The following is a 16,398-nucleotide window of genomic DNA, read 5'->3' as shown; positions in this document are numbered from 1 at the left end:
GGTGTCGGTCCGCGAGCTCGTCGTCCTCGGCACCGCCAGCCAGGCGCCCACCCGGACCCGCAACCACAACGGCTACCTGCTGCGCTGGGACGGCGAGGGGCTGCTGTTCGACCCCGGCGAGGGGACGCAGCGGCAGCTGCTGCTGGCCGGCGTGCCCAGCAGTGCCGTCACCCGGATCTGCCTGACCCACTTCCACGGCGACCACTGCCTGGGCGTGCCCGGGGTGGTGCAGCGGATGTCGCTGGACCGGGTCGCGCACCCGGTCACCGCGCACTTCCCGGCGTCCGGGCGGGAGTACTTCGGCCGGCTGCGCGCCGCATCGGTGTTCCACGACGTCCTCGACCTGCGCGAGGAGCCGCTGACCGCCGACGGGCCGGTGGCGTCCGGACCGTCGTGGACGCTGGAGGCCCGCCGGCTCGACCACCTCGTCGAGGCGTTCGGCTACCGGCTGGTCGAGCCCGACGGGCGCCGGATGCTGCCGGAGGAGCTGGCCCGCGCCGGGGTGTCCGGTCCCGACGTCGGCCGGCTGCAGCGGGCCGGCTCGCTCGCCGTCGGCGGCCGCACGGTGCGGCTGTCGGAGGTGAGCGCGCCGCGGCCGGGGCAGCGGGTCGCGTTCGTCATGGACACCCGGCTGTGCGACGCGGTGTACGCGCTGGCCGACGGTGCGGACCTGCTGGTCGTCGAGTCGACGTTCCTCGAGGAGGACGCCGCGCTGGCCACGGAGTACGGGCACCTCACCGCGCGGCAGGCGGCGACGGTGGCCGCCGAGTGCGGGGTGCGCCGGCTGGTGCTCACCCACTTCTCGCAGCGCTACCCGGACCCCGCGCGGTTCGCGGAGGAGGCTGGCACGGTCTTCGCCGGCGACCTGGTGGTGGCGGCGGACCTGCAGACGGTGCCGGTGCCGCGCCGGGCCTAGCGCACCTCCCCGGTGCCGTAGTCGCCGAACGGCTCGGTGGCGACGGCGCTGATCGCCACCTCGGCCAGCGCCCGGCCGGCCGCGTCGAGCGTGCGCACGTCGCGGGCCCCGGCCGGGAGGAGGGCGACACCGCCGCCGTCGGCCAGCGGCACGGTGGCGAGCACGCCGCCGCGCTCGTCGAGGACGGCGGCGCTGGTGGACGGGGCCGGCGCGGTGACGACCAGCCAGCGGCCGGCGTCCGACGGCTCGGTCTCGGGGGAGGAGAGGTCGCACACCCGCGCCACGACCAGCCCGGCGACGTCGGTCGTGCCCGGCGGGGTGTGCACGCCGCACGGCACGGTGCGCCCGGTGCCGGTGCTGCCGAGCTGGCCGGCCCGCGTGGTGACGACGAGCCCGCCGCCGGGGCTGCGGCCCACGACGACGGCGGCGCTGCCCGGCACCTCGGGCATCGGGAGGGTGCCCGACCAGAGCAGCTGCGGCTGCAGCTCGGCCGGCTCGGCGCCCAGCGGGACGGCGATCCCGGTGAGTGCCTCCGTGACCAGGCGGCTCGCGGGCGGGGCGGACGCCGGGCGCAGCGGGTCCAGCGGCGGGACGTCGGCGGGGCCCGCGGGCAGGTCGGGTGCGGCCACGCCGGCGCGGTGCACCGGCTGCCCGTCGCGCAGCACCCGGACGCTGGTGCCGGCGCCGCCGGTCGTCGTCGGCACGGAGGTGACCGCGAGGCCGGCGTCCACCGGGACCGGCTCGTAGGTGCGCCCGACGGTGCCGCGGGGGCCGACCTGCAGCCGCGGGGAGACCTCGACCTCGTCGCCGGGGGCGGTCACGACGACGAGGGTCGCCGGGCCGGGGCCGCCGACCAGCAGGGACGCCGGCCGGTACGGGCCGAGGTCCTGCGGGACGTACGGGGTGAGCCGGTCGGGTGGAGCGCCCACCGGGCCGGTCAGCCAGACGCCGCGGACGTCCTCGTCCACCGTGCCGGCGACCAGCACCACCCGGCCGTCGGGGGTGTCGGTGGCGAGGACGACGCGGCGCTCCTCGGCCGGCGGCGCGGTGAGCGGACCCCAGTCGGTGCTGCGGGCGGCCTCGACGAAGGCGGCGTCGCCGGCGAGCGAGCCACGGGTGGGCTCGGTGAGCACGGGGACGTCGGCCGTCGGCTGGGGGGCGCTCGGCCGGCCGGGCGGTCCGCTCCCCGGCTGCGGGACCAGGACGGCGGTCGCGGCCACGGTGGCGGCGGACGCGGCGGCGATCACGGCGGTGCGGACCCGGCGCTGCCGGCGGGCGCGCGCGAGGGCGTCGGTGGCGGCCGCGTCGGCGTCGAGCCGCCAGCGCGCGGGCGGGGCCGGCGGGGGTGCGGCTCGATCGTCGAGCGACTCGAGGACCTGCCCGTTCCCGCGCCCCGCCGCGGCGGCGTGCAGCGCGTCGGCGGCGGTGGCGGCGGGGTCGGTGCCGCGCCGTCCCCAGGTCCGGCGGGTGCGGGCCAGCGCGCGCTGGACGGCGTCCTCCGCGCGGTCGGGGTCGCCGGTCAGCCGGAGCGCCTCGGCGAGGAGCCCGTCGCGCTCGGCGGCGACGAAGCGGCGGAACGCCGCGTCGCCGTCCTCTCTCATGCGGGTCCTCTCTGGGGTGCGCTGCTGCCGGGACACTCAGTCTCCCGCTCCGGGGTCGTTCGGGGGCGCCGGTGGGGCTAGCGTCGGCAGGCGTGCAGCTGCCCGACGGACTGGTCGCCGTCGTCAAGCGGGACTGCCCGACGTGCACGCTCGTGGAGCCGGTGCTGCGCGGGCTGCGCGCCGCGGTGTGGTGCCAGGACGACCCGGACTGGTTCGACGGTGACGACACCGGCCTGGAGCTGTCCTACCGGCTGGGGATCGAGACCGTGCCGACGATGCTGCGCGTCGAGGACGGTCGGGAGACCGGCCGGGTCGTGGGCTGGAGCCGGGAGCAGTGGGAGGCGCTGGCCGGCGTCGCCGGGCTCGGCCCCGGTCTGCCCGAGCACCGTCCCGGCTGCGGGTCCCTGTCGGTGGACCCCTCCCGGGTGGACGAGCTGGAGGCCCGTTACGGCGACGGGCTGGCCAGCCGGCGGGTGGAGCTGGCCGACCTCGAGGACGAGCACGAGGCGCTGTTCGACCGCGGCTGGACCGACGGGCTGCCCGTGGTCCCGCCGACGCCGGAGCGGGTCCTGCGGATGCTGCGGGGGACGTCGCGGGATCCGCGCGAGGTGGTCGCCGTCGTCCCGCCGGACCTCGTCGGGTGCACCGTGGAGAAGGTCGCGGTCAACGCGGTGCTGGCCGGGTGCCTCCCCGAGCACCTGCCGGTGGTGCTGGCCGCCGTGGAAGCGGCGTGCGCCGAGGAGTTCGCGCTGCACGGCCTGCTGGCCACGACGTACTTCTCCGGGCCGCTCGTGGTGGTCAACGGCCCGGTCGCCCGGCGGGTGGGCATGAACAGCGGGGTCAACGCGCTCGGCCAGGGCAACCGGGCCAACGCCACGATCGGCCGGGCGCTGCAGCTCGTCGTCCGCAACGTCGGCGGTGGGCGGCCCGGAGAGGTGGACCGGGCCACGCTCGGCAACCCCGGCAAGTACACCTCCTGCTTCGCCGAGCGGGAGGAGGGCAGCCCCTTCGCGCCGCTGGCCGCCGACCGCGGTGTGCCCGGGGACGCGGTCACCGTGTTCGCCGGCGCCGGGGTGCAGCCGGTGGTCGACCAGCTCAGCCGCGACCCGGAGTCGCTGGCCCGCAGCCTCGCCGCCTGCCTGCGGGTGAACGCCCACCCCAAGCTGCCGATGGCCTTCGACGCTCTGCTGGTCGTCTCCCCGGAGCACGGCCGGGTGTTCCGGGAGGCGGGCTGGAACCGGGCGCGGCTGCTCGCCGAGCTCGACGGGCTGCTGCGGCTGCCGGCCGGCGAGCTGGTGCGGGGGGCGGGGGGCATGGCCGAGGGGCTGCCACCCGGGGTCGAGGCCGAGCAGCTGCCGAAGTTCCGTCCGGGCGGTCTGCTCGTGGCGCACGCCGGCGGCGACGCCGGTCTGTTCAGCGCGATCATCGGCGGGTGGGTGTCCGGCGAGACGGGGAGCGTCCCCGTGACGAGGGAGGTGCGCGGGTGAGGACCGTCCTGGACCCGACCGGCGAGCGCAGGCCGGCGACACGGGAGCTGCTGCCCCGGCCCGGCACGCTGCGCGGCCGGACCGTCGGCCTGCTGGACATCAGCAAGGCCCGCGGGGACGTCGTCCTGGACCGGCTGGAGGAGCTGCTGCGTGCCGACGGGGTGCGGGTGCTCCGGTACCGCAAGCCGACCTTCGCCCGGCCCGCCCCCGTGGACCTGCGGCACGAGATCGCCGAGCACTGCGAGGTGGTCATCGAGGCGCTCGCCGACTAGGGCTCCTGCACGTCGTGCAGTGTGCACGACATCGCCGACCTCGAGCGCCGCGGTGTGGTGGGGGTGTTCCTCGCCAGCGAGGCCTTCGCCGAGGCCGCGCTCGCCCAGGGCCGGGCCCTCGGGTTCCCGGCTCCGGCGGTCCTCGTGCCACACCCGGTGCAGGACCGCACCGACGACGAACTGCGTGCCGCCGCGGACGCGGCCTACCCCGCGGTCGTCGCCGCGGTCACCGCCGGCGGGTGAAGCCGCTGCGCGACGTCGTCGCCCCCGGCCTCGACGTCCTGTTCTGCGGGATCAACCCGTCGCTGCTCTCGGCCGAGCGCGGGCACCACTTCGCGCGGCCGGGCAACCGGTTCTGGCCGGCGATCCACCTCGCCGGCCTCACGCCGCGGCAGCTGCGGCCCGAGGAGGACGCCGAGCTGCCGGGCTACGGCCTCGGGGTGACCAACGTGGTGGACCGCCCGACCCGCACCGCCGCGGAGCTCTCCCGCGAGGAGCTGCGAGCGGGCGCCGCGGCGCTGGAGCGGTTGGTGGCGCGGTACCGGCCGCGGGTGCTCGCCGTCCTCGGCATCACGGCCTACCGGCTCGGTTTCGACCGGAGGCGCGCGGCGATCGGGCTCCAGCCCGAGCGGGTCGGCGGCGCGGTGACCTGGGTCGTCCCCAACCCGAGCGGCCTGAACGCCCACCACCAGCTGCCCGACCTCGCGCGCATCTACGGCCGGCTGCGGCCACCGGCCGGCGGGACGCCGCCGGCCGGCTGACCGCGGCCGTCAGCGACGGGTCGAGATGGCGCGCAGCTCGTGCGCGGACTCGACGGTCGGGGCCCGGGCGAGCAGCCGCTCGAAGGCGCGGTCCTCGCGGAGGCGGGCGCGGGTGCGGCGGCGTTCGGCGACGATGGTGCGCAGGCGGGACATGGCGGTTCCTCTCGGGTCAGGCGGCGGCGGGCGTCGCCGCGCCGGGCAGGGGGCTCTGCACGGCGTAGACGCCGTGCTCGGGGGTGAGGACGGCGCCGGGGAGCAGCCGCCTGACCAGTGCGACGACGCGGTCGTTGTCGGACTGCACGTCCGCGTGCAGGGTCCGGACACCGCGGCGTCCGGCCAGCGCGGTGAGCTCGGCGAGCAGCTGCCGACCGACGCCGACGCCCTGCCAGGCGTCCTCGACGACCACGGCGACCTCGGCGGTCGCAGGGTCGGCGGGGGAGCGGTCGTAGCGGGCCACCCCGACCACCTCCCCGCCGACGACCGCGACCACCGCCTCGCGCAGGTCGTGGTCGACCTCGACGAGCCGGCGCGCGTCGGCCGGCGGATGGCGCAGCGGCGCGTGGAAGCGCCGGTAGACCGTCTCGGGGGAGAGCCGGTCCCACAGCCGGCAGAACAGCGGGGCGTCGTCCGGCCGCACCGGCCTGGTCGTCACGGGCAGATCCATCTCGGCCTCCCTGAGTTCGTGATACGAACCCTGCCCCTCGCGGGTAAGTTCGTCAAGTGAACTCAGCCCGCTATGCTGGTCCCGTGGGCGAAGCCGCGTGGGACCGGTCGAGGTGCTCGGTCGCGGGCACGCTGGCCGTCGTCGGCGAGAAGTGGAGCCTGCTGGTCCTGCGCGAGGCGTTCCTCGGGGTGCGCCGGTTCGCCGACTTCCAGCGGGTGCTCGGGGCGCCGAGGGCTGTCCTCGCCGACCGGCTCGCCACGCTCGTCGACGAGGGCATCCTGCGGCGGGTCCCGTACCAGGCCGAGGGGGAGCGGCAGCGGCACGAGTACCGGCTGACGCAGAAGGGCATCGACCTGCACCCGGCGCTGGTCGCCCTCATGGCCTGGGGGGACAAGTACCTGGCCGGGGGCGGCGAGGCCCCCCTCGAGTTGCGGCACCGGGACTGCGGGGAGCCGGTGCACCTGGCCCTGGTCTGCGACGCCGGCCACGAGCTCTCCGGGGCCCGAGACGTCCGGCCGGTGCCCCGGGTCTCCGCGGGGTGACCGATCCGGCGGCGGGCGCGTGCCTCCCCGGGTGGGGTCCGCAGCCCGCCTGACGGGGCCCGCACGACCCCATCCGCGAGTTGATCATGGGGCTGTCACCGGCGACACGCGCGGACACGCCGCGCCGGCCGGCCACGAGCCCATGATCAACGGGAGGGCCGGCGACGAGCGGGCGGCGGCAGCCGGGTGTCAGACGGGCTGCGGTCCGGACGGCGGCGGAGCCGACGGGTCGGTGGGACCGGGCACGGGGAAGGGCGCGGGCTCGGGCGGCGGCACGGGGTCCACGGGTGACGGCGTGGGCGACGGTGGCTGGGGACCGGGAGGTGGCGGGACGGTCATGGACCGACGCTAGTCCCCCGACAGCGGTCCGCCGGCAGCCCGAGGACGAGGCGACGGCCGCTTCGGGAGACCCCGTCGTGGACCGGCGGACGCGCACCGGGTCCCCTAGCGTCCGGAGACGTGGGCAGACGTGTGGTCGTGATCGGTGGGGACGCCGCGGGTGGCAGTGCGGCGTCGCAGGCGAAGAAGCGACGTCCCGACCTCGAGGTGGTGATGTTCGAGCGGGGCCGGGCGACGTCGTACTCGGCGTGCGGCATCCCCTACTGGATCAGCGGCGCCGTCGACTCCGAGGCCGACCTGGTCGCCCGGACGCCGGAGCAGCACCGCGCGATGGGCATCGACGTCCGGATGCGGACCGAGGTCACCGGCATCGACCTCGACCGGCGCGTCGTCCACTGGCGCGGTCTGGAGGACGGCGGCAGCGGCGCCGAGCCGTTCGACGACCTGGTGTACGCCACGGGCAGCGTCCCCATGCGGCCGCCGGTGCCGGGCATCGACGCGAGCGGGGTCCACGGCGTCCAGACGCTGGACGACGGCGCGGCGCTGCGGGCCGCGCTCGACAACGAGGACGTGCGGCACGTGGTCGTCGTCGGTGGCGGCTACATCGGTCTGGAGATCGCCGAGGCCTGCCGGATCCGCGGGCTCCACGTGACCGTCGTCGACATGTCGGCGACGCCGGTCGGCACCTTCGACCCCGACGTCGGCGCGTTCATCGCCGAGGCCGTGCGCAAGGAGGACATCGAGCTGGTCCTCTCCGACGCCGTCGCGGCCATCGAGACCGACGCCGGCGGCCGGGCCCGCGCGGTGGTGACCGCCAGCGGCCGGGAGCTGCCCGCCGACGTGGTGGTGCTCGGCCTCGGCGTGCGCCCGGCCGTCCGGCTGGCCGAGGAAGCCGGCATCCCGCTGGGGACCTCGGGCGGCATCGCGGTCGACGCGCGGATGCGCACCCAGGCCGAGGGCGTCTGGGCCGCCGGCGACTGCGTCGAGTCGGTGCACCGGCTCTCCGGCCAGCGGATGGTGGTCGCCCTGGGCACGCACGCCAACAAGCAGGGCCGGGTGGCGGGCATCAACATCGGCGGCGGTTACGCGACCTTCCCGGGCGTCATCGGCACCGCGATCACCCGCATCTGCGAGCTGGAGGCGGCCCGCACCGGGCTGTCCACCGCCGAGGCCGAGGCGGCCGGGTACGAGTTCGTCACGGCCGTCGTCGACTCGACCACCAAGGCCGGCTACTTCCCGGGCGCGCAGCCCATCCGGCTCAAGATGATCGCCGAGCGGCGCAGCGGTCGGCTGCTCGGCGCCCAGGTCGCCGGCCGCGAGGCGGCGGCCAAGCGCGTCGACGCGCTGGCGATCTGCATCTGGAACGAGATGGGCGTGGACGAGATCCTCTCGCTCGACCTGTCCTACGCCCCGCCGTTCTCGCCCGTCTGGGACCCGGTGTTGATCGCCGCGCGCAAGGCCTTCGAGGCCGTGGAGGCCGACGTCCGGCTGCTGTGACGGGACCCCGCCGGCGCCGCACCCCGCGGGGTGCGGCGCCGGCGGCGAGGGCCCGCCGAACGCCGGCCCGTCCAGGGGCTCGCCGCGGCCCTGCCCGGGGTCCCACCCTGAGCCCGCCAAGGGGGGGAGGACGGGGTCCTCCTCCGAGGCGTAGGAGGACCCCGTCCTCCCTCAGGCCGGGTCGACCCGGTCGGCCTGCAGGCCGCGCTGGCCCTCGCTGGCCTCGAACTCGACCCGCTGGCCCTCGTCGAGGCTGCGGTAGCCGCCGCGGTCGGCGATCGCCGAGAAGTGCACGAACACGTCCGGCCCGCCGTCGTCGGGCTCGATGAACCCGAAGCCCTTCTCCGCGTTGAACCACTTCACCGTGCCGTTGGCCCGGCCGCCGCCCGAGGGACGGCGGGCCGCTCCGGAGCCGCTCCGCCCGGCGTCCCGGCCGCCGTCGCGGTAGCCGCCGGAGTCGCGGTCGCGGTACCCGCCGGAGTCGCGGTCGCGGTACCCGCCGCGGTCGCGGTCCTGGTAGCCACCACGGTCCCGATCGGAGTACCCGCCGCCGTCGCGCTCGGCCGACCGCACGTCCTCGGCCTGGGGACCGCGCTGGCCCTGGGTGACGTCGAACTCGACCCGCTGGCCCTCGTCGAGGCTGCGGAACCCGCCGCGGTCGGCGATCGCCGAGAAGTGCACGAACACGTCCGGCCCGCCGTCGTCGGGCTGGATGAACCCGAAGCCCTTGTCGGCGTCGAACCACGAGACCGTGCCCGTGGCCCGCCCGCCCCGCGACGGCCGGCCGCGGTCGCCACCGCGGCCCCGGTCCCGGTCGTCGTCCCGTCCGCGACCCCGGTCGTCGCGCCCTCGCTCCGGGCGTCGCGGGGCGCCGCCGACCGGCCGCACCGAGTCGGCCTGCGGACCGCGCTGGCCCTCGCTGGCCTCGAACTCCACCTGCTGGCCCTCGTCGAGGGTGCGGAACCCGCCCTCGTCCGAGATCGCGGAGAAGTGGACGAACACGTCACGCCCTCCGTCGTCGGGTGCGATGAACCCGAAACCCTTCTCGGCGTTGAACCACTTCACCGTGCCCTGCGGCATCCACGTGCTCCTGCACTGCTCGTGGCCGGCGAGCCCGTCCCGCCGGCCGTCCACCGGCCGCACCGTCCCGGGCGGGAGGCGCGGCCGCGACCTCCAGCCTCCCTCACCCGTCGAGCGCCCGGACGGGCACCCGGCGGGAGACCGGTCACGTCCCGTCCGCGGCCTGCGTCCGGTGGGAGGCCGTCATGCGGTCGAAGCGCACGTCGAGCAGCTCGTCGAGCCGCGCCTCGGCGGCCTGGCAGGCGCTGATCGCCGCACCGCTCGGGGACCGCGCGAACACCGACCGGGCCGCGCCGAGGGCGTCGTGGGCCTCCACGATGAGCCTGTCGATCTCGGACACGGGGACGACGGCGGATGGCATGGGACGCTCCCCGGGGACTCCGACCGGTCCGACTGTCCGAACTCCGGTCGCACGGCACGCATACCCACCGGCCGTCACTCCCACCCCCGCGCCCGGGCACTTCCTCGGCGTGTCCCCGAGGTCGCCGGGCGTGTCCCGTTACCCGGACGCGGGTCCGGGTAGGGGCGGCCACTCGCACGGGGACCGACCGGAGGAGGAACGATGACGTCCAGCAGCGACAACCACGTCGTGGCGCAGGCGGTACACGACCTGGGCTCGGCCCTGTGGTTCGGCGGAGCGGTGATGGGCATCGCCGGCGTGAACAAGTCCGGCCAGGACCTGTCCCAGGGCCTCGACCGCATCCGGGTGGCCAGCTCGGCGTGGAGCCGCTTCCAGCCCGCGCAGTTCGGCGGCATCGCGGCCACGCTGCTCGCGGGCCTGCGGCTCACCCAGGTCGGCGGCCGGCGCATCGCCCTGCAGCAGGGCTTCGGCAGCGTGGGCGCGCTCAAGGCCGGCCTGGCCGTGGCCGGCGCGGGCGCCACCGCCTACGCCGCCTACACCGGCAGCCGCATCGGCAAGGCCGCCGAGGAGGCCGCGCGCCGCGGCGAGCAGGTCGAGGTCAAGGACGCGACCCTGCCGACCGCCGGCACGCCGCCGGAGGTCGCGAAGTGGCAGAGCCGGCAGCGGGTGACGCAGTTCCTCGTGCCCGCGCTGGCCGGCGCGAACATCGTGTGCAACTCGTGGCTCGTGCAGTCCTACCGCGCCGGGGCGACGGCCAAGGGCGTCCTGCGCCGGCTGCTGCCCGACTGAGGAAGGACCACCCTCCCCCCACGCCTCGCGAGCTCGGCGCGGGACCCTGGAGGGTGGCCTCGTCCTCCCCACCGGCGGGGCTCGGGACGGGGCCCCGGCTGCAACCGGCTGCAACGCTCGCGTGGACCGGGCGCCTCACGGTGTCCTGTCGGCAGCCTCCCGCGCGGGGGTCCACCGACGGACGGAGACGACGCCATGAAGGCAGCCCGGTTCCACGGTCGCGGCGACATCCGGGTCGAGGAGGTGCCCGACCCCCAGGTGCGCCCCGGCACCGTGGCCGTCGAGGTCGAGTGGTGCGGCATCTGCGGCACCGACCTGCACGAGTTCCTCGAGGGCCCGATCTTCGTGCCGACCCCGGAGGCGCCGCACCCGCTGACCGGCGAGGGCCTGCCGGTGACGCTCGGCCACGAGTTCGCCGGCGTGGTGGCAGAGGTCGGCCCGGGGGTGGACGACGTGCGGGTGGGCGACCGGGTGGTCGTGGAGCCCTACGTGGTCTGCGGTCGTTGCGACGCCTGCCGACAGGGCCGCTACAACGTCTGCCGCACCCTCGGCTTCGTGGGGCTCTCCGGCGGCGGCGGGGGCTTCTCCCGGTACGTCGTGGCCGAACGGCGCTGGATCCACCCGCTCGGGGACCTCGGCACGGACGTCGGCGCGCTCATCGAGCCGCTCGCCGTCGCCCACCACGCCGTCCGGCTCTCCGGCGCCCGGCCGGGTCAGTCGGCGGTGGTCTTCGGGGCCGGCCCCATCGGGCTGGTGACCACCGCCGCGCTGACCGCGGCCGGCGTGGAGCAGGTCGTCGTGGTCGAGCCGGCCGAGGCCCGCAAGCAGAAGGCGGGGGGTGCCGGTGCGGCCACCGTGCTCGACCCGCGGTCGGTCGACGTCGTCGAGGCCGTGGACGAGCTGACGGAGGGTCGCGGCGCCGACGTCACCTTCGAGTGCGCCGGCGTCGACCAGGTGCTCGCGACGGCCATCCGCTCCACCCGGGTCGGCGGCACGTGCGTCAACGTCGCGATCTGGGGACACGAGGCCCGGGTCGCCATGAACGACCTGGTGTTCCGCGAGGTCAGCGTGCTCGGCAGCCTCGCCTACGCGGACGACCACCCGGCGACGATCGAGATGGTCGCCTCCGGGCGGGTCGACCCGTTCCAGTTCATCACCGGACGGATCGGCCTCGACGGCATCGTCGAGGAGGGTTTCCGCGAGCTGATCGACAACAAGGAGGAGAACGTCAAGATCCTGGTGCAGCCCCGATGACGACCTGACCGGGTCGTCCTCCGCGACCGGTCCGCTCCCGCCCGCCGGAGCTCGCTGCGGTGCTCCCGGACACGTCAGCCGACGACGACGTCCCACGTCCGGACCGTCCAGGCGGTCACCAGGCCGTTGACGACGTAGGGGTCGGTCTCGGCGAAGCGCTCCACGACCTCGCGGGGTGCGGTCCACACCAGCAGCGCGCGGTCGTAGGGGTCGGGGAGCGCGCCGGCCATCAGCAGCTCGCCGCGCTCGTGGGCGGCCCGGGCCAGTGCGAGGTGCTCGGCTCGCAGGGCCGCCCGGCGCTCCAGGTAGTCGTCGGCCAGCGTGTACTCCAGGACGCTGTACCGGGATGCAGGGTGCACGCCGCCACTGTGGCAGAGGGCGCTCAGCGCAGGGTGGTCGTCAGCCGGACCGTGACGCCGTCCGGCCCGGAGCTGATGTCGACGTGGTCGCACATCTGGCGGGCCAGCCACACGCCCATGCCGCCGCGGGACAGGTCGTCGCCGTGCGCCGGCCCGTAGCCGGCGAACGGGTCGTCCAGGCCCGGACCGTGGTCGGTCACCGTGCACACGATCCGCTCGGCCGACGTCCACAGCCGCAGGCCCACCGGCGGCCCACCGTGCCGGACGGCGTTGGAGGTCGTCTCGTCGACGGCGAGCAGGAAGTCCTCGACCACCTCGCGCGGACCGCGGAGGGCGGAGAGCTCGGCGGCGACGGCGTGCCGCAGCGCGATGGGGTCGGCGACGTCGTCCACGGCCAGCCGGGGGGCCGTCGCCTGCAGCGGTTCCACCGGCACGGGGAGCTCGCGCAGGTACCCGGCGGGGTCGACGAAGCGGGGGTTCGGCGTGCGTGCGGAACCGGTCACGACGGTCGGGTGGGTCCGGGCGACCGACTCGAGCACCGGCCCGGGCAGCCGCGTGGTGTCGAAGACGCACAGCCCCCACAGCGGCCAGTCGGCGAGGGCGTCGTTGACCACGGCCTCGTAGCGCTGCCACTCCAGCTGCTGGCGCTCGGTGCGCCCGAAGTCGGTCTCGCCGACCACCCGGACGCGACGCGCCCCGGTGGCGGTGAGCTCGTCGGCCAGCCGGCGGAACGCGGTGACCGCCGCGGGCGGGCGCCGCGCGTAGGCCGACTCCCACTCGAGCACGCGGACCCGGTCGTCGTCCACGGCCGCGCGGACGACGTCGACGGTGGCAGGGGAGGCGGTGACGACGACGGCGTCCCCGGTGGCCAGGCCCTCCTGCACGAAGGGAACCGTGGCGGCGGCCAGTTCGTCGGTGGAGGAGAAGAACAGCGCGTCGTGGACGTAGCGCGGTCCGGGCGCGGCGGCGACCCCGTGCGGTAGCGCTGTGTCCACCTGTGCGTCCCTTCGCGTCCGGCCCGCCGTTGCCTCACCACGGTAGCCAGGTGGGCGGGGTGGCCGCCTGAGGACACGGGGCGATGTAGCCCACCCCGCGGCATGCCCGCGGCGTCCCGGCTGTTGTCCCCACCGGGCCCGGACGGGCCCCTGGCGGGCGATATGCCCGCGGCCCCTCCCGTACCCGACGAAGGACGACGTCCTGCCTGCCTCCCCGTACCCCCGACCCGTCTCCGGGGACGAGCTCCCCGCCGGCACGGGCCCGGCGCTGCCGGTGCGCGGCACCCCGCCGCAGCGGGTCGTGTTCCACCTCGGTCCCACGAACTCCGGCAAGACCCACGACGCCCTGGCCGCCCTCGCCGACGCCGGCTCCGGGACCTACGCGGCTCCGCTGCGGCAGCTGGCGCACGAGGCCCACGCCCGGCTGTCGGCGCAGCTGCCCCCCGGCACCGTCGGTCTGTGCACCGGTGAGGAGGAGGTCGACCCGACCGCGCCGGTCCTCTGCTGCACCGTCGAGAAGGCCCCGCCGCGCGGCGGGCTGCTCGTCCTCGACGAGGCGCACTGGGTCACCGACCCCGACCGTGGGCACACCTGGGCTCGACTGCTGCTCACCGGGGAGTACCGCGAGGTGCGCGTCATCTCGGCCGCCGAGGCGTTGCCGGTGCTCGAGCCGTTGGTGGCCGACGTCGCCGACGTCGAGGTCGTCCACCACGAGCGGCTGTCGCGGCTCGACGTCCTGAGGGCGCCGGTGCGGCCCTCGGGCGTGCGGCCGCGGACGCTGGTCGTCGCCTTCTCCCGCAAGGCCGTCTACGCCACCGCGGCGGTGCTCGCGGCAGTCCGGCCGGGGCGCACGGGCGTCCTCTACGGCGCCCTGCCACCGGCCACCCGGCGCCAGGTGATCGACCGATTCACCCGCGGCGAGCTCGACGTCCTGGTCACCACCGACGTCATCGGGCACGGCATCAACGTGCCGGCGGCGACCGTGCTGTTCGCCGAGACGACCAAGTTCGACGGGGTCGAACGCCGTCCGCTGCGCACCTGGGAGGCCGCGCAGATCGCCGGCCGCGCCGGCCGCTACCTGCTCACCGGCCACGGCACGGTCGGCGTGCTCACCGGCGTGCCGGGCCTGCGGCCGGACGCAGCCCTGGTCGCGGCCGGCGCCGCGGTGGCACGCGGGACGGTGACCAGCGACCTGCCCCGGCGCACGCCCCGGCTGCGCCCGGAGCTCGACGACCTGGGCGCGCTCACGGCGGCCGACCTGCCCGGTGCCCTGGCCCGGTGGGCGCGCTGGGCCCGGACGGCGACGCGGGACGAGGCGGTGACGGGGGACGACGTCAGCGGGTTGGTCGAGCGCGCCGAAGCGCTGCTGCCGCTGCTGGAGGGGCCGGTCGGGGCGAGCACCGACCTGGGGACCGTCTGGCGGTTGATCACCCTGCCCATCGACTTCGAGCCGCCGCGCCGCACCCGCTGGCTCACGCTGGCCCGCGCCGCGCTGCTGCACGGGGCCGGGTACCGCGTCCCGCCGCAGACGGTGCTGCCGGCGCTGCCGCGGCGGGGACCGGTGGAGGACTTCGAGCAGGCGGCCGCCGCTGCGCGCGACGCCTCGACGCTGCTGCGGTCCTTCCCGGGCGTCGCCGGGCTCGGCGCCGAGGACGCGGCCCGGCTGGAGCAGCGGTGTGCTGCCCGCATCACCGAGCTGCTCCCCGGCGCGATCGCCGCGGCGGGGCCCGGCCGGTGCGCCGACTGCGGCGTGCCGGTCGCCCCGCGGTTCCCCACCTGCCGGGCCTGTGCGGCGCGCGGCTTCCGGCGCGGGATGGCCGTGCGGGGTACGGCCCCGGCCCGCCGCCGCGAGGACGCCGGGAGCCGCCGGTCCGGGCGCACGGGTGGGCCGCGTCGCGCGACCGCCCGCCGGCCGGGGCGCGGCTGACCACCTCCGGGCGCACCATGACGGGATGGGCGGCGCAGGAGGGTACGTCGCGCTCGGCGACTCGATCTCGATCGACGACTACTCCGGCGGCCCGGGCCGCGGCGGGGCCAGCCTGCTGTACGCCAACCGCGACGACGACTTCCCGGAGTGGCGCGGGCGGGACCTGCGGACCACCGCGCCGGGGTCGACGTTCGCGCTGCTGGCGACCGACGGCGCGACCACCGGCACGCTGCTGGACCGGCAGTTGCCCCGGCTGGCGGCACTCCCGGCGCGGCCCGCGCTGGTCACGCTCACCATCGGCGGGAACGACCTGCTCGGCGCCTACGGGGACACCGCGGCGGCGCGTGCGGTCGTCGCCGGGGTCGCGGCCGCGCTCGACCGGGCACTGGCCGCCATCGGCGAGGTCCTGGCCCCGGATGGCCGGGTCGTCGTGGGCACGGTGTACGACCCCAGCGACGGCACCGGCGACGCGGAGCGGCTCGGCCTGCCGCCCTGGCCGGACGCCGTCGCGCTGATCGGGGAGCTCAACGACGCCCTGCGCCGGGGCGCGGCCCGGCACGGGGCCGCGGTGGCCGAGATCGCCGACCGCTTCCGCGGTCACGGGCTGGCGGTCGGGGACCCCCGGCGGCCCGAGGCCCGGCCGGCGCAGCGGGACCTGTGGTTCTGCTCCCTCATCGAGCCCAACGCCTGGGGGGCCGACGGCGTCCGGTCGGCCTTCTGGGCGGCTCTGCACGGCGGCTGACCGTGGACGCTCCGGGCCGGACGTGGACGCGCCGGCGACTGCTGGCCGCCGCTGGGGCGCTCGCCGGCGCGGGCGTCCTGGCCGGGTGCGGTGCGCAGCTGCCGGGGTCCCCCCGGAGCACGGAGGCGGCCGCCCGGCTGACCGCCCGCCCGCAGCCGCAGCCCGGCGCCGCGCCGCTCGCGCCGGGGACCCGGCCGCTGGACCTGGGGGTCGAGCGGCCGGCGCTGCTGCACGTGCCACCCGGCCTCGCGGCGGGCAGCGCGGCGCCGCTCGTGGTCGCCCTGCACGGCGCTGGAGGGGACGCCGAGGCGGGGCTCGGGGTCGTCGGCGGCTTGGCCGACGAGCGGGGCCTGCTCGTCCTGGCGCCGGCCTCCCGCGGGTCGACGTGGGACGCGATCACCGGCCGCCACGGCGAGGACGCCGCCCTGCTCGACCAGGCCCTGTCGCAGGTGTTCGCGGGCGTCCCGGTCGACCCGGGGCACGTCACGGTGGCCGGGTTCTCCGACGGCGCCTCCTACGGGCTGGGCCTGGGCCTGGCCAACGGGGACCTGTTCGGGCGGGTGGTCGCCTTCTCCCCGGGGTTCGTCCCCGGGGGGTCGCGGGAGGGGCGGCCGGCGGTGTTCGTGTCGCACGGCGACGCCGACGAGGTCCTGCCGGTGGAGCAGACCAGCCGGCGCATCGTGCCCGCGCTGCGCGACGACGGCTACGACGTCACCTACCGCGAGTTCTCCGGCGGGCACGCCGTCCCACCGGAGGTGGCGCGGGAGGCCGTGGAGTGGCTCGCGCAGTGACGGCGCCGCTCCCGGGCGCGC

Annotated in this window: 17 protein-coding genes and 1 pseudogene; 11 read left to right on the top strand and 7 right to left on the bottom strand. The window is 76.9% G+C overall.

Annotated features, from left to right (window positions below):
- Position 1: 1 nt before the first annotated feature.
- Complete coding sequence (locus ACWIX3_RS19060) at positions 2–916, top strand: ribonuclease Z (RefSeq protein ID WP_448608916.1); 915 nt, start codon at positions 2–4, stop codon at positions 914–916.
- Here the strand turns inward: ACWIX3_RS19060 and ACWIX3_RS19055 are convergent.
- Positions 913–2,517 carry a hypothetical protein gene (locus tag ACWIX3_RS19055; RefSeq protein ID WP_448608915.1) on the bottom strand — a complete coding sequence of 535 codons (1,605 nt, stop codon included), beginning with the start codon at positions 2,515–2,517 and terminating at the stop codon, positions 913–915. The genes ACWIX3_RS19060 and ACWIX3_RS19055 overlap by 4 nt on opposite strands.
- A gap of 92 nt (positions 2,518–2,609) precedes the next feature.
- On the opposite strand from ACWIX3_RS19055, the gene ACWIX3_RS19050 reads away from it, so the two are divergent.
- From ACWIX3_RS19050 to mug, 3 genes and pseudogenes are all read left to right on the top strand, one after another.
- Positions 2,610–4,004 (top strand): thioredoxin family protein, encoded by a 1,395-nt coding sequence (locus ACWIX3_RS19050; RefSeq protein ID WP_448608914.1) that lies wholly within the window; start codon positions 2,610–2,612, stop codon positions 4,002–4,004.
- Positions 4,001–4,519 (top strand): annotated as a pseudogene (locus ACWIX3_RS19045) (UGSC family (seleno)protein). Before ACWIX3_RS19050 ends, ACWIX3_RS19045 begins: the two are co-directional and overlap by 4 nt.
- The gene (gene mug, locus ACWIX3_RS19040; RefSeq protein WP_448608913.1) at positions 4,516–5,037 is read left to right on the top strand and encodes a G/U mismatch-specific DNA glycosylase; all 522 of its coding nucleotides are present in this window, start codon (positions 4,516–4,518) and stop codon (positions 5,035–5,037) included. Before ACWIX3_RS19045 ends, mug begins: the two are co-directional and overlap by 4 nt.
- Before the next feature lie 9 nt (positions 5,038–5,046).
- On the opposite strand, the gene ACWIX3_RS19035 is transcribed toward mug, so the two are convergent.
- Positions 5,047–5,190 carry a hypothetical protein gene (locus tag ACWIX3_RS19035; protein ID WP_448608912.1) on the bottom strand — a complete coding sequence of 48 codons (144 nt, stop codon included), beginning with the start codon at positions 5,188–5,190 and terminating at the stop codon, positions 5,047–5,049.
- A gap of 16 nt (positions 5,191–5,206) precedes the next feature.
- A complete protein-coding gene (locus ACWIX3_RS19030) occupies positions 5,207–5,701 on the bottom strand; it encodes an N-acetyltransferase family protein (protein ID WP_448608911.1) in 495 nt (164 codons plus the stop codon).
- 83 nt (positions 5,702–5,784) lie between these two features.
- Here ACWIX3_RS19030 and ACWIX3_RS19025 point away from each other — a divergent pair, with 83 nt between their 5' ends.
- Together ACWIX3_RS19025 and ACWIX3_RS19020 are read left to right on the top strand one after the other, a co-directional pair.
- On the top strand, positions 5,785–6,243 hold the full coding sequence (locus ACWIX3_RS19025) for a winged helix-turn-helix transcriptional regulator (protein ID WP_448608910.1): 459 nt from the start codon (positions 5,785–5,787) through the stop codon (positions 6,241–6,243).
- Between the two features lie 459 nt (positions 6,244–6,702).
- A complete protein-coding gene (locus tag ACWIX3_RS19020) occupies positions 6,703–8,079 on the top strand; it encodes an FAD-dependent oxidoreductase (protein WP_448608909.1) in 1,377 nt (458 codons plus the stop codon).
- A gap of 171 nt (positions 8,080–8,250) precedes the next feature.
- Here the strand turns inward: ACWIX3_RS19020 and ACWIX3_RS19015 are convergent, their stop codons facing one another.
- Both ACWIX3_RS19015 and ACWIX3_RS19010 read right to left on the bottom strand, forming a co-directional pair.
- Positions 8,251–9,159: a cold shock domain-containing protein gene (locus tag ACWIX3_RS19015; RefSeq protein ID WP_448608908.1), complete on the bottom strand. Its 909-nt coding sequence runs from the start codon at positions 9,157–9,159 to the stop codon at positions 8,251–8,253.
- 145 nt (positions 9,160–9,304) lie between these two features.
- Entirely contained in the window at positions 9,305–9,520 is a 216-nt protein-coding gene (locus ACWIX3_RS19010) for a hypothetical protein (RefSeq protein ID WP_448608907.1), read from the bottom strand.
- A 201-nt stretch (positions 9,521–9,721) separates the two neighbouring features.
- Between ACWIX3_RS19010 and ACWIX3_RS19005 the strand changes: the two genes are divergently transcribed.
- Together ACWIX3_RS19005 and ACWIX3_RS19000 are read left to right on the top strand one after the other, a co-directional pair.
- A complete protein-coding gene (locus tag ACWIX3_RS19005; protein ID WP_448608906.1) occupies positions 9,722–10,309 on the top strand; it encodes a hypothetical protein in 588 nt (195 codons plus the stop codon).
- Between the two features lie 195 nt (positions 10,310–10,504).
- Complete coding sequence (locus tag ACWIX3_RS19000) at positions 10,505–11,563, top strand: 2,3-butanediol dehydrogenase (RefSeq protein WP_448608905.1); 1,059 nt, start codon at positions 10,505–10,507, stop codon at positions 11,561–11,563.
- Positions 11,564–11,637: 74 nt separating this feature from the next.
- Here the strand turns inward: ACWIX3_RS19000 and ACWIX3_RS18995 are convergent, their stop codons facing one another.
- A complete protein-coding gene (locus ACWIX3_RS18995; RefSeq protein WP_448608904.1) occupies positions 11,638–11,922 on the bottom strand; it encodes a YciI-like protein in 285 nt (94 codons plus the stop codon).
- 23 nt (positions 11,923–11,945) lie between these two features.
- Positions 11,946–12,917, bottom strand: coding sequence for an anti-sigma factor RsbA family regulatory protein (locus ACWIX3_RS18990; protein ID WP_448608903.1), 972 nt, complete (start codon positions 12,915–12,917; stop codon positions 11,946–11,948).
- Positions 12,918–13,191: 274 nt separating this feature from the next.
- On the opposite strand from ACWIX3_RS18990, the gene ACWIX3_RS18985 reads away from it, so the two are divergent.
- Genes ACWIX3_RS18985 through ACWIX3_RS18975 form a run of 3 tightly spaced genes read left to right on the top strand, consistent with a single transcriptional unit; the run spans position 13,192 to position 16,377 of the window.
- Entirely contained in the window at positions 13,192–14,844 is a 1,653-nt protein-coding gene (locus tag ACWIX3_RS18985; protein ID WP_448608902.1) for a helicase-related protein, read from the top strand.
- Between the two features lie 25 nt (positions 14,845–14,869).
- A complete protein-coding gene (locus ACWIX3_RS18980) occupies positions 14,870–15,586 on the top strand; it encodes an SGNH/GDSL hydrolase family protein (protein ID WP_448608901.1) in 717 nt (238 codons plus the stop codon).
- 2 nt (positions 15,587–15,588) lie between these two features.
- Complete coding sequence (locus ACWIX3_RS18975) at positions 15,589–16,377, top strand: alpha/beta hydrolase (RefSeq protein ID WP_448608900.1); 789 nt, start codon at positions 15,589–15,591, stop codon at positions 16,375–16,377.
- Positions 16,378–16,398: the final 21 nt, after the last annotated feature.

It is taken from the genome of Geodermatophilus sp. URMC 60, assembly GCF_053502585.1.
The sequence above is the reverse complement of the archived record's forward strand: the minus strand, read 5'-3'. Positions and strand labels throughout refer to the sequence as shown.

Coding starts and splice junctions, on each gene's coding strand:
- ACWIX3_RS19005 (WP_448608906.1), top strand. CDS start 9,722: ATGACGTCCAGCAGCGACAACCACGTCGTGGCGCAGGCGGTACACGAC.
- ACWIX3_RS19030 (WP_448608911.1), bottom strand. CDS start 5,701: ATGGATCTGCCCGTGACGACCAGGCCGGTGCGGCCGGACGACGCCCCG.
- ACWIX3_RS18980 (WP_448608901.1), top strand. CDS start 14,870: ATGGGCGGCGCAGGAGGGTACGTCGCGCTCGGCGACTCGATCTCGATC.
- ACWIX3_RS19000 (WP_448608905.1), top strand. CDS start 10,505: ATGAAGGCAGCCCGGTTCCACGGTCGCGGCGACATCCGGGTCGAGGAG.
- ACWIX3_RS19055 (WP_448608915.1), bottom strand. CDS start 2,517: ATGAGAGAGGACGGCGACGCGGCGTTCCGCCGCTTCGTCGCCGCCGAG.
- ACWIX3_RS19035 (WP_448608912.1), bottom strand. CDS start 5,190: ATGTCCCGCCTGCGCACCATCGTCGCCGAACGCCGCCGCACCCGCGCC.
- ACWIX3_RS19015 (WP_448608908.1), bottom strand. CDS start 9,159: ATGCCGCAGGGCACGGTGAAGTGGTTCAACGCCGAGAAGGGTTTCGGG.
- ACWIX3_RS19010 (WP_448608907.1), bottom strand. CDS start 9,520: ATGCCATCCGCCGTCGTCCCCGTGTCCGAGATCGACAGGCTCATCGTG.